The 12031-nt window shown below is 74.4% G+C and carries 8 protein-coding genes; 2 read left to right on the top strand and 6 right to left on the bottom strand.

Annotated features, from left to right (window positions below):
* Together DEF28_RS14185 and DEF28_RS14190 are read right to left on the bottom strand one after the other, a co-directional pair.
* The coding region (locus DEF28_RS14185) for a sensor histidine kinase (RefSeq protein ID WP_233515299.1) at positions 1-985 on the bottom strand (985 nt) is incomplete at its 3' end.
* A 608-nt stretch (positions 986-1593) separates the two neighbouring features.
* Positions 1594-2652: a LacI family DNA-binding transcriptional regulator gene (locus DEF28_RS14190; RefSeq protein ID WP_114398656.1), complete on the bottom strand. Its 1059-nt coding sequence runs from the start codon at positions 2650-2652 to the stop codon at positions 1594-1596.
* 300 nt (positions 2653-2952) lie between these two features.
* On the opposite strand from DEF28_RS14190, the gene DEF28_RS14195 reads away from it, so the two are divergent.
* Positions 2953-3771, top strand: coding sequence for an SDR family oxidoreductase (locus tag DEF28_RS14195; protein ID WP_114398657.1), 819 nt, complete (start codon positions 2953-2955; stop codon positions 3769-3771).
* Positions 3772-3808: 37 nt separating this feature from the next.
* On the opposite strand, the gene DEF28_RS14200 is transcribed toward DEF28_RS14195, so the two are convergent.
* The 4 genes from DEF28_RS14200 to DEF28_RS14215 all read right to left on the bottom strand — a co-directional run bounded on the left by DEF28_RS14200 (position 3809) and on the right by DEF28_RS14215 (position 10124).
* Positions 3809-4303, bottom strand: coding sequence for a metallophosphoesterase family protein (locus DEF28_RS14200; protein WP_114398658.1), 495 nt, complete (start codon positions 4301-4303; stop codon positions 3809-3811).
* Positions 4304-4608: 305 nt separating this feature from the next.
* Positions 4609-5418 (bottom strand): hypothetical protein, encoded by an 810-nt coding sequence (locus tag DEF28_RS27295; RefSeq protein WP_147280153.1) that lies wholly within the window; start codon positions 5416-5418, stop codon positions 4609-4611.
* Between the two features lie 116 nt (positions 5419-5534).
* Positions 5535-9446 (bottom strand): ATP-dependent RNA helicase HrpA, encoded by a 3912-nt coding sequence (hrpA, locus tag DEF28_RS14210; RefSeq protein ID WP_114398660.1) that lies wholly within the window; start codon positions 9444-9446, stop codon positions 5535-5537.
* A gap of 84 nt (positions 9447-9530) precedes the next feature.
* Entirely contained in the window at positions 9531-10124 is a 594-nt protein-coding gene (locus DEF28_RS14215) for a hypothetical protein (protein ID WP_114398661.1), read from the bottom strand.
* Positions 10125-10379: 255 nt separating this feature from the next.
* On the opposite strand from DEF28_RS14215, the gene DEF28_RS14220 reads away from it, so the two are divergent.
* On the top strand, positions 10380-11498 hold the full coding sequence (locus tag DEF28_RS14220) for a serine/threonine-protein kinase (RefSeq protein ID WP_114398662.1): 1119 nt from the start codon (positions 10380-10382) through the stop codon (positions 11496-11498).
* Positions 11499-12031: the final 533 nt, after the last annotated feature.

Consider the following 12031-nt stretch of genomic DNA (forward strand, 5'->3'; position numbering starts at 1 on the left):
GAGTAGAGGGGCGCTCGGTGGGCGGGGTCATGGGCGCGGCACGCAGGGGTTCGGGGCTCGGGGCTTCGGGAGCGGCGGCGGGGCCGGTGGAGCTGAGCAGCTCATTGGGCACCACCACGTGCGCGCTCAGGCCGCGGAAGGCGCGGGCCTGCAACTGGACCTGCAGTCCGTGGCGGTGCGCGATCCGGCTCACCACGTACAGGCCCATGTGGCGGATGACCTGCTCGTCGAGGACCGGCGCACCGCTGAGGCGCTCGTTCAGGGCCTGCAGCTGGGATTCGGGGATGCCGATTCCCTCGTCCTCGACCGTGAGCAGCAGCTTGTCCTCGCCCATGGGCTGCGCGCTGATGACGACCTGGGCGTGGTCCGGGGACTTCGCCGTGGCGTTGTCCAGCAGCTCGGCCAGCAGGTGGCTGATGTCATCGGCCGCCTGGCCGGAGAGGAACATCTCGGGGAGCCGACCGAGGCGGACCCGGTCGTAGTCGCTGATCTCGGACAGCGCGGCGCGGGCGACGTCGAGCAGGGGCACCGGCTCCATGTGGGAGTCGCTGCTGTCCTGCCCGGCGAGGACCAGGAGGTTCTCGCCGTTGCGGCGCATCCGGGTGGCGAGGTTGTCGATCTTGAACAGCTGGTCGAGGAGTTCGGGGTCCTCCGTGGAGTCCTCCAGTTCCTCGACGATGGCCAGCAGCGAGTCGACCAGGGTGAGGTCGCGCATCGCCAGGCTGGCCAGGGTGGCGGTGACCAGTTGCTGGTCGCCCGGCACCTCGGGGACGCTGGGGAGCGAGGGCGCGGATTCCGCGCTCCGCTCCGCGGGCGCGTTCTCCTCGGCGGCGGGCGCCGGCGGGGCTGCCGGCTGCTCGCCGGGCCGCGGAGCGGCGGGCCACGGCGCGGGCTCTTGGCGCCGTGGGAAGCCGAACCAGTCCAGGACCCGGCGCAACCGGCCGCCCTTGGCAGCGCTGGAGGCGTGGGAGTCCTGACGCATCATGTGCGACAGAGGATGGTCCGCGCGATCAGCAGATGACGGCGCCTGTGCCACAGCACATCTCCTCGATAAAGGGGGACTGACCAACGACGGCGGGCCGGCGACACGGGTTCGGCGGGAGGCCACCGCGCGTCTTGGCTCACCGGGGTCCCGACGGGACGGCCGTCCGCCGGAAACCGAGAATGGCGTCCGCGACCTGTCCTCGCCGCGGATCCGGCCAGTGAACCGCCAAAAAAGCCGCCTACATACAAACGAATCGGCCGAAACACTAGCACAGAAACCCCTACACAGCAGGCGTTCCCGGACGTTCCGGCACGGACCCCGACGCTCTCCCGCCGGCGCTGACCTCGCACGTTGGACGCGACCGCGCGGCCGGCCCGGCTCCGGGCCCGCGATTCCGTCACCGCGGCGTTATACACCGGCACTCCCAGCGACACCGGACGGGCAGCCGAAACCCCCGGCCGTGCCTGGCGCCGGCCAGGACAAACCACACTCAGAGCGTTCATCGGAGACAACCTAGCGTGATTGCCGGGCTCCGGACCCCTTTTCCGCGATCTCCGCCCCGGCAGCTGGCCGGCCGGCGACCGGCCGCGGCCCGGGGGCGCCGTCCCCTAGCGCCGGGCCGAGGTGGAGTCGCGGACCACCAGCGTCGGCTCGAACCGGAGCCGCTCGTGCCGGTGCCCCGGGTCGTTGAGTTCGGAGAGCAGCAGCCGCATCGCCGCGCGCCCCATCTCGTACTTGGGCTGGGCCACGCTCGTCAGCCCGGGGTGGACCAGGGAGGCGACGTCGATGTCGTCGTAGCCGACCACGGAGATGTCATCGGGCGTCCGGATTCCGCGCCGCCCCAGGGACTTCAGCAGGCCCAGCGCGAGCTGGTCATTGGCGCAGAACACCGCCTGCGGCCGGCGGCGCGGGCCGCCGGCCAGCACGGCCTCGACCGCCTCCGCGCCCGCCCGCGCGTTGAGCTGCGGCCGCTCCACCACGCGCACCGCCGCGTCCGGTTCCAGCCCCGCCTCGGCGCAGGCGGCCCGCAGCCCGGCGAGGCGGTCCCGGCACTGCTCGATGGCGAACGGCCCGCTGAGAAAGGTCAGCCGCTCGTGGCCGAGGCTGATGAGGTGCCGCCCGGCCGCGAGCCCTCCGGCGTGGTTGTCCACGCTGACCCCGCACCCCTCCTGGGCGGCGACGTCACCGCGGTCCAGCAGCACCCAGGAGATCCCCCTCTGCCGCAGCCAGTGCAGGTCCGAGAGGTCGTCGTCGACCGGCATCACGACCGCGCCGGCGGCGCGCTGCTCGGCGAGCAGGCGCAGCGACCTGCGCTGGCGGTCGGGGCGTTCGGCGGAGTTCAGCAGGATCACGGCGAGTCCGGCCTCGACCGCCTCGTCCTCCACGCCGCGGGCGACCTCGGTGAAGAAGGGGTTGGTGACGTCCAGGACGATGAGCCCGACGGAGTCGCTGCGACCGGAGCGCAGGCTGCTGCCGGAGGAGTTGCGGACGTAGTCCAGCTCGCGGATGGCCTCCTGCACGCGGCGACGGGTCGCCTCGGCCACCCGCTCCGGCCGGTTGAGCACGTTGGACACCGTCCCGGGTGACACCCCGGCGCGCGCCGCGACCTCGCCGATTCCGACAGGCCGGCGGGGCCCGGACGGCGGCTGCGAGGTGGTGGCTGGCACGTTCCGCTCCCTTGCCCGAGATCAGCTGCGGCTCCGGGGGCGTGCGGGCCGGGGAGCCGGTGACCCTCCGATGCTACTCGCCGGCCTTGAATCGTTTTATCGCGGCGGAGCGGTGCCCACCGGGGACGTACCCGCGCGGTCCCGCGCCTCCCCGGCTCCCCCCTGGACATCCCGGGTGCGTGCCGCCGGCCCCCCGCGCGCCGGGCGGCGGGGCCGGCCGCGCGAGGTGTAGGACCGCCTCCCGCGGGAAGTCGGCTCCGCACGGCGGAAGGCGCCGCGAGCGGGAGAGGGAGGCGGGCCATGACCGAGACGGCCGGCGGCCACGACCGGTACGACCGGGTCGCCATCGTGACCGGAGCCGACAGCGGCATAGGGAAGGCGACCGCCGTGGCGCTCGCCGAAGGGGGCTTCGACGTGGGCCTGACCTACCACCGGGACGAGGAGGGCGCGCGGGGCACGGCGGAGGAGGTCCGCCGAGCCGGCCGGACCGCGGCGGTACGCCAGCACGACCTCCGCGACCCGGTCACCGGGGCGGAGGCCGTCGCCGAACTGGCCGGTGAACTGGGCGGCGCCGGGGTGCTCGTCAACAACGCCGGCCGCGGGACGCGCGCACCGCTGCTGGAGACGTCCTACGCCGAGTGGCGCGAGGTCCTGGCCGTGGACCTGGAGGCGCCGTTCCTGTGCGCCCGCCACGTCGCGGCCCGCATGGCCGAGCAGGGCCGCGGCGGCCGCATCATCAACATCACCAGCGTGCACGAGGAACTGCCGAGGGTCGGCGCCGGCCCCTACTGCGCCGCGAAGGGCGGGCTGCGCATGCTCACGCGGGTGCTGGCCCTGGAGCTGGGCGCCCACGGGATCACGGTCAACGCGGTGGCGCCCGGCGAGATCGCCACCCCGATGACCGGCCAGCACGACGAACCGCCGGTGGCCGGCTCCCGTCCCGGCTACCCGCTGGCCCGGCCCGGGCACGCCCGCGAGGTGGCGGCGGCGGTCGCCTTCCTGGCCGGTCCGGAGTCGGGCTACATCACCGGCGCGACGCTGCTGGTGGACGGCGGACTCAGCCTCATGGGCCCGCAGGCGGCCGGCGCGCTGGACTCCGGCGACTGGCGGGCGGGGTGACCGCCGTCGCGGCGCACGGGCGGGCCGGACGCCTCAATCAGGGCAGCTCGCGCAGCCGCACCTCGCCGAGCACGCCGGAGCCGGCCTCCGCGGTCAGGTAGGTGTGCCGCGGCTGCCGCCGCCGGTCGGTGGGCGAGCCGGGGTTGAGCAGCCGCAACCCGCCGGGCGCGGTGGAGTCCCACGGGATGTGGGAGTGCCCGAACACCAGCACGTCGGTGTCCGGGAACCGCGCCGCGCAGCGGGCCTCCCGCCCCTTCGCCGGACCGGTCTCGTGGACGACGGCGAACCGCACTCCGCCGAGCACGGCGCGCGCGACCTCCGGCAGGCGCTCCCGGAGCTCCGGGCCGTCGTTGTTGCCGTACACCGCGACGAGCCGGCGGGCCCTCGCCCGCAGCGCCTCCCACGCCGCGAGGTCGCACCAGTCGCCGGCGTGGATCACCGCGTCGGCCGCCTCGACGTCCCGCCACAGGGCCTCCGGAAGGTCGCGGGCCCGCCGCGGCAGGTGCGTGTCGGACGTGATCACGAGTCGCATCGGCGCCTCCCCCGGTCCGTGCTCCGCCCCTGCGCCCATTCTGCCCGCCGGGGCGCGCGGCACCGCTCCTGGTCACCACAGTGGTCCGGCTGGTCGCCTCCGACACCGCCCTGCGGCACGACACCGTAGGGACCACCGATTCCCCCCGTGGAACGCGGGTGGCCGCGCTCCGCGGTGCGGCGCCCCGGCCCGGCCGGGCGGCGCCCTACGGCTACCGCCGCCGCCACTCGCGCCTGCTCCTGGGTCTGCGCCTGCTCCCGGTACGCACCCCCGCCGCTGACGGCCCCTGGCCGCGGAGAACTCGGCTAGCGGGCGGTACGGCGCCCGCCGTCCGGGCGGTACCCCCGGCCGAGCGCGCCGCGGACCCGGGCCCGCCAGTCCGACGGCTGCTGGCCGCTTGGGCGCTCCGCCACCATGCCGGGCCGAAGCAGCGCCGGCCCCGTCCCGCGGTCCACGCGATCCGCACCGCCCCATCCGGGCGCCGGGGACGGATTCGGCGGCGCTGCGGAGTTCGCCGCTTCCTCCGCCGGCCCGGCCTGGGCCGTCTGGTCCGTCTCCGGCGCGGAACCCGTGGCCGCCGGCTCCGCGGTCGCCACTCCGAGGTACTCGGCGACAGCCGGGCTTCCGGTCTCCTCGGTCAGCCACGCGGCGACCGCGGCCCGCTCCTCGCCGGTCGGCCGGCGGTGGGCGTCGAGCACGTTGAAATTCGCACGAGCGCTCTCCGCGAAGTCGTCGCCGCGCCCCGGCCGGACCGGCAGACGTCCCCAGCTGACCACACCGTCACCGCGCGGCCGCCCGGCCTGACTCATTTCGGGGTGGTGCACGAGCACGCTCCCCGCATCGGAGTACGCCACCTCCCCCACGGCGGGGCTCCGAAAGGTGCCGGTCATGTTCTCCAGTGCCCCGTGATCGCGGGCCAGCCGGGAGAACTCCTCCCGGGAAAGGACGGGGGGCACCGCCACCGTGCGTTCCGTCCACCCCTGGCCCGCCCCGAACCTGCGGACCAGCATCTCGGAGGCGCCGGGGCGGTAGATCGCGGACGGCATCATGAAGGAGGGGTGTCCCGCGTAGAAGAAGGTCGCGTATGAAGGGCTGCGGTGTTCACCGGTGATCACTTTTTGTCCATTCTGTCGCATGACGCCCCTCGGAAGCATTCACACCGCTATACATGCTCCATGGGGTACAAGGCAAGGCGATCGTCGCGCTTGGACTGAACAGAACCGGCCGCCGGTCACCCCGTCAGCTTCTGCAGCGCCTTCGTGATCCGCTTGTCCGACACCGGGTAGGCGGTGCCCAGTTCCTGCGCGAAGTAGCTGACCCGCAGTTCCTCCAGCATCCAGCGGACCTCCCGGACGTCCGCGTCGGCCGCGCGGCCCGGCGGCAGGTCGGCCAGCGCCTTGTCGTAGGCCGCCCGGGACTGGGCCACCTTGACGAGGTTCGTCTGGTCGCGGCGCGGGTTCTCCGGCAGCTTGTCCAGCCGGTGTGCGATGGCGCGCAGGTAGCGCGCGAGGTCGGGCAGGCGGCGCCGTCCGGTGGCCGTGACGAAGCCGGGGAAGACCAGCTCGGCGAGCTGCCCCTGCACGTCGTTGAGCGACGGCAGCACGGCGAGGCTGGTGGTCCCCCTGATCCGGCGCTGCACCTGCTGCCAGAGCACGAGGACGCGCTCCACCGCGGCGACGACCTCGGCGAGGGTGTCGGCGAGCTCGGCCCGCACCTGGTCGGCGAGGGCGTCGAAGGCGTCGGGGTCCCAGACCGGCCCGCCGGCGTCGGCCACCAGTGCGTCCACGGCGCAGGTGAGGCAGTCGTCGAACAGCGCCGGCACGCTGCCGTGCGGGCTGTCGCTGAGCGCCAGCTTCGTCCGGTTCTCCAGTCCGCGCCGCACGACCGGCACCGGCGACGGGATGCGCAGGAGGAGCAGCCGCCGCGTCCCCGCCCACATGGCCCGCCGCTGCTCGGCCTCGGTGTCGAAGATCCGCACCGCGACGGTGTCTCCCTCGTCCACGAGCGCCGGATAGCCCCGGACCGAGTGCCCGGCCGTCTTGCGCTCGAAGCGCTGTCGCAGCGGGCCGAAGTCCCACGAGGTGAGCCCGGTCCTCTCGATCCCCTTGGCCTCCGCGGAGATGGCGGCCTGGAGTTTCGGCTTCAGCGCCCGGCGCAGCTCGTCGAGGTCCTTGGCCTCGGCGAGGGTGCGGCCGCGGTCGTCGACCGCGCGGAAGGTGATCTTGAGGTGGTCGGGAACCCGGTCCAGCTGCCAGGCGTCGGCGGGGATCCGGATCCCGGCCGTGCGCCCCAGCTCGCGGCCGAGCGCGTCGAGCAGCGGCTCCTCGTGCGGGCGCAGCCGGGCCAGGACCGCCCGCGCGTGGTCCGGCACCGGGACGAAGGAGGTCCGGATCGGTTTGGGCAGCGACCGGATGAGCGCGGTGACCAGTTCCTCGCGCAGCCCCGGGATCTGCCAGTCGAAGCCGTCGCCCTCGACCTGGTTGAGCACCTTGAGCGGGATGTGCGCGGTCACGCCGTCGGCGTCGGTGCCGGGCTCGAACTGGTAGGTGAGCGGGAAGCCGTGCTCACCCTGCCGCCACACGTCCGGGTAGTCGTCCTCGCTGACGTCCCCCGCGCGGTCGTTGATGAGCATCGACTTCTCGAAGTTGAGCAGCTCGGGCTGGTCGCGCCGGGCCCGCTTCCACCAGGAGTCGAAGTGCCGGGCCGAGACGCACTCCTCGCCGAGCCGCTGGTCGTAGAAGTCGAACAGCGTCTCGTCGTCGACCAGGATGTCGCGCCGCCGCGCGCGGTGCTCCAGGTCCTCGACCTCCTCCAGCAGCCGGCGGTTGGCGTGGAAGAACGCGTGGTGGGTGTGCCAGTCGCCCTCGACCAGCGCGTGCCGGATGAACAGCTCGCGTGAGAGCCGCGGGTCGATCCGGCCGTAGTTGACCTTGCGCTGCGCGACGAGCGGCACCCCGTACAGCGTGACCTTCTCGTAGGCCATGACCGCGCCCTGGTTCTTCTCCCAGTGCGGCTCGCTGTAGGTGCGCTTCACCAGGTGGCCGGCGAGGTTCTCCGCCCACTCCGGTTCGATGCGGGCGGCCATGCGCCCCCACAGCCGCGAGGTCTCGACGAGTTCGGCGGCCATCACCCAGCGCGGCTGCTTCTTGAACAGCCCCGACCCGGGGAAGATCGCGAAACGGGCACCGCGCGCGCCGAGGTACTCGTGCTTGTCGGGATCCTTCAGACCGACGTGCGAGAGCAGTCCGGACAGCAGCGAGACATGCACCTTCTGCGGGTCGGCGGGGGCGCTGTTGACCGTGATGCCGAGGGTCTTCACCACCTGGCGGAGCTGGCCGTAGATGTCCTGCCACTCGCGTACCCGCAGGTAGTTGAGGAACTCGGCCCGGCACATCCGGCGGAACTGGCTGGAGGACAGCTCCCGCTGCCGCTCCTGGAGGTGGCTCCACAGGTTGAGGTAGGCGAGGAAGTCCGACTCCTTCTCGGCGAACCTGGCGTGCTTCTCCGCGGCGGCCTGCTGCTTGTCCACCGGCCGTTCCCGGGGGTCCTGGATGGAGAGCGCTGCGGCGATGACCATGACCTCGCGGACGCAGCCGTTGTCGCCCGCCTCAAGGACCATGCGGCCCAGCCGGGGGTCGACCGGGAGCTGCGCGAGCCGGCGGCCGAGCGGGGTCAGCCGCCGGCGTGGATCGGGCTCGTCGGGGTCGATGGCGCCGAGTTCGTGCAGGAGCAGGACGCCGTCCTTGACCTGGCGGCGGTCCGGCCCCTCGACGAACGGGAAGTCGGCGATGTCGCCGAGCCCCAGCGCGGCCATCTGGAGGATGACGGAGGCCAGGTTGGTGCGCAGGATCTCCGGGTCGGTGAACTCCGGCCGGGAGAGGAAGTCCTCCTCGGAGTACAGCCGGATGCAGATGCCCTCCGAGACGCGGCCGCACCGGCCCTTGCGCTGGTTGGCCGACGCCTGCGAGACCGCCTCGATCGGCAGCCGCTGCACCTTGGTCCGGTGGCTGTACCGGGAGATCCGCGCGGTGCCCGGGTCGACCACGTACTTGATGCCGGGCACGGTCAGCGAGGTCTCGGCGACGTTGGTGGCGAGCACGATGCGGCGGCCGCGGTGCGGGGCGAAGACCCGGTGCTGCTCGGCCGCGGAGAGCCGCGCGAACAGCGGCAGCACCTCGGTTCCGGGCAGTTTCAACTTCTCCAGCGCCTCGGCGGTGTCGCGGATCTCACGCTCGCCGCTGAGGAAGACGAGGATGTCTCCGGGGCCCTCCGCGCGCAGCTCCTCCACGGCGTCGCAGACGGCCTGCGTCTGGTCCCGGTCGGGGTCCTCGGGGTCGGCGTCACCGGTGATGGGGCGGTAGCGCACCTCCACCGGGTAGGTCCGGCCCGAGACCTCCACGATGGGGGCGTTGCCGAAGTGCCGCGAGAACCGCTCGGGGTCGATCGTGGCGGAGGTGATGATGACCTTGAGGTCCGGGCGGCGCGGCAGCAGCTGCTTGACGTAGCCGAGCAGGAAGTCGATGTTCAGGCTGCGCTCGTGCGCCTCGTCGATGATGAGGGTGTCGTACTGGCTGAGCAGCCGGTCCTGCTGCATCTCGGCCAGCAGGATGCCGTCCGTCATCAGCTTGACGAGGGTGTCCTCGCCGGCCTGGTCGGTGAAGCGCACCTTGTAGCCGACGGTCTCGCCGATCCGGGTGCCGAGCTCGTCGGCGATGCGCTCGGCCACGGTGCGCGCCGCCAGCCGGCGCGGCTGGGTGTGCCCGATGGTGCCGAGCACGCCCCGGCCCAGCTCCAGGCAGATCTTCGGCAGCTGGGTGGTCTTGCCCGATCCGGTCTCGCCGGCCACGATCACGACCTGGTGGTCGCGGATCGCCGCGAGGATGTCGTCCTTCTTCTGGCTGACCGGCAGTTCGGCCGGATAGCTGATCTCCGGGACGGCGGCGCGGCGCCGCCGGACCCGCTGGGCGGCGGTGTCGGCGTCGGCGGAGATGGCGGCCAGCACCGCCTCGCGCTTGCGGGAGTCGCGGATCTTCTGCAGGCCGTCGATACGCCGCCGCAGCCGACGCCGGTCGGAGGGCATCAGCTCGGTGAGGCGTTCGCGCAGTTCGGCGAGGGGGGAGGGCGGCACAGGCGGCGTTCTCATACAGGGGACAGGATAAGCGGGACCGCAACCGGTTTTCCGGGTCCGCCGGTGCAACGCGCGGCGGGCGCGCGCTGTTCCCCGGGCTCAGTCCGGGGGTGCGGCGGGGCCGGCCGCACCCGGCGGCGGGGTGACGACCTGCAGCAGCCCCCACGTGAAGTCCGCCACGTGGCGTCCGGCGGCGCCGGGGGCGGTGAAGGCGAGCCGCCACCTGGATGGGGCGGTGCCCTCCATCGGGGCCGCCGGGGCGAAGGCCCGGGCGACGTCGTCCACGACGACCGTCCACGGCACCAGGTCCCCCGCGTGCCGGAGGTCGGGCGCGGGCGTACCGGGCGCGCGGACCAGCCACTCCTGCCAGACGGCGCCGCCGGGGCCAGTGACGACCTCCCAGCGCAGGTCCGGCCAGAACGGCAGCCGCCAGTGGTGCCGCCGGCAGCGCAGATCGCCCACGAGCTGGTCGGCGACGGACTCGGCCGGCCCGAGGACGGCCTCGTAGCGGCGCGTCCCCTGGGGCGCCGAGCGGGAGCGCAGCATCGCCTGCCAGCGCCGGTTGACCTCCCGGGCCTCGGTGCGCGACGCGTCGAGGGCGCGCAGCGCGTCCTCGACGAGTTCGGGCCGCTGGTCCGCCATGCGGCGCAGGAGCACCAACTGGAACTCGCGTGCCCCCCATCCGCCGGTCATCGGCGCAGCGCCGCGGGCGGGCGCCGTCCCTCGCGCCGTCGACCGCGCCCTCTCGACGGGGTCAGCGCCTCGGCCGCCGGGGGGACGGAGGCGGGTTGCCGCAGTGTCATCCGCACAGTGTAGGGACGGGCCGCCGGCCTGGGCAGCCTCCGGCCGCAGGCTCTATGCTCCAAGCGTTCGGCCGACCAGACATCCGGGACGTCCAGTGCCAGTGCAGGAAGCGCCTCCGACCGCCGGCCCGCACGGGGGACCGGCGTGATCGCCCGCGGCCGGCGGCGGCTCGCCCGGCTGCGGCCGGAGGACCCGCGCACCGTGGGCCCGTACCAGATCGTCGGCCGCGTCGGGTCGGGCGGCATGGGCACCGTGTACGCGGGCACGACGCCTGAGCTGTCCGGCTACCTCGCGGTGAAGGTGGTGCACGAGGCCCACGCGGTCGATCCCGGCTTCCGGCGCCGGTTCGCGCGGGAGGCGCGGCTCATGGTGCGGGTGGACTCGCCGTGCGTCCCCAGGTTCGTCCGCGCCGACGTGGAGGCTCCGGTGCCGTGGCTGGCCACGGAGTTCGTGCCGGGTCCGACCCTGCGCCACCACGTGGAGCGGCGCGCCCCACTGCGCGGCGGGATGCTGCTCGGACTGGCCGCCGGGGTCGCGGAGGCGCTGCGGTCGATGCACGCGGCCGGGATCGTGCACCGCGACCTCAAACCGAGCAACGTCGTCTTGGCTCCCGGTGGCCCGAAGGTGCTCGACTTCGGCATCGCGCACGCCGCCGAGGACCCGACGCTGTGGCTGCGGCTGCGCCGGATGCGGCGCCGGGTGCGCGACCTGCGGCTGCCCGTGCCCGCCGCGCTGCCGCCCCGGCCGGGCCCGGCGCCGGCCCCGGCCGGCACAGGCCGGCCCGACCTCGTGGGTACGCCGGGCTGGATCAGTCCCGAGCAGTACCGCGGCCGACCGGTGACGGCGCGTTCCGACGTCTTCCTCTGGGGCGCGCTGGTGGGGTTCGCCGCGGCGCGCCACGACCCGTTCGGCCACGGGCACCCGGCGGTGCTGGCACGGCGGGTGCTGCGGGAGGACCCCGACCTGGCCGGGCTGCCGGCCGGCCTGGAGGAGCTGGTGCTGGCAGCCATGGCGAAGGACCCGGAGGACCGCCCCAGCTCCACCGAACTGCTGCGCCGCGTGCTCGACCTCGCCGAGCCGGCGGGCCGCGGGGACGGCGCGGACGAGGGCGACGGCCGGCCGCGCACCGACCGGCAGCGGGTCCGGTCCCTGCTCGCCCGCGAGTGGACCCGGGTCTCCGCCCGACCGCCCAAGCCGCCGGCGGCCCGCCCCGCGTGGCTTCCGCCGTTCGGTGCCGGACGCCGGCCGCCGGCGCCGCGTTAGGAAGCGCCTGGTGAAGGGGCCTTCTCCTCGGCTGCGGGTCCGGTGGAGGGGAGGCCCGGGCGGGGACGGTCGGCCGAGTGCCGCCAGACCGGACCCGACCGGAGGGCGCTCGGCCGGTCCCGGGGGTGGGCTTGACCGTGTGCGCGGCAGGGCGGCCTGGGCCGTTGACGGGGGTCCGCTGGACCGTCCGTACCTCTCCCGGGCGCGCCCGGGAGAGGTGGGTGCAGGCTGCCCCCGGCCCCCCTGGAGAGCCCGCTTCCCGTCCGTCCGGACGGCGGTGTCCGGTCTTCGGTGCGGCACCGGCGCAGCCGCCCCCGCTCTCCCCCGGTAGCCGCGGCCGGTGCGGGCCGGGTGCCCGGCCGCGCTCCCGGGTGACGGGGAGTCGGAGCCGCGGCGTTCGCCGGACGGTTTCGGACACGTCACCGCCGCATCCTTCCCCTCACCGCGCACCGCGCCGGTGCGCCGGTGCGCCGCCACCCCCGTATCGGGCGCGGCTCGCGGGCCGGCAGGGCGCGCGGCACGCTCGCCGTACC

It is taken from the genome of Marinitenerispora sediminis (assembly GCF_003336425.1).
GTDB lineage: Bacteria > Actinomycetota > Actinomycetes > Streptosporangiales > Streptosporangiaceae > Marinitenerispora > Marinitenerispora sediminis.

Coding starts and splice junctions, on each gene's coding strand:
- DEF28_RS14195 (WP_114398657.1), top strand. CDS start 2,953: ATGACCGAGACGGCCGGCGGCCACGACCGGTACGACCGGGTCGCCATC.
- DEF28_RS14200 (WP_114398658.1), bottom strand. CDS start 4,303: ATGCGACTCGTGATCACGTCCGACACGCACCTGCCGCGGCGGGCCCGC.
- hrpA (WP_114398660.1), bottom strand. CDS start 9,446: ATGAGAACGCCGCCTGTGCCGCCCTCCCCCCTCGCCGAACTGCGCGAA.
- DEF28_RS14215 (WP_114398661.1), bottom strand. CDS start 10,124: ATGACCGGCGGATGGGGGGCACGCGAGTTCCAGTTGGTGCTCCTGCGC.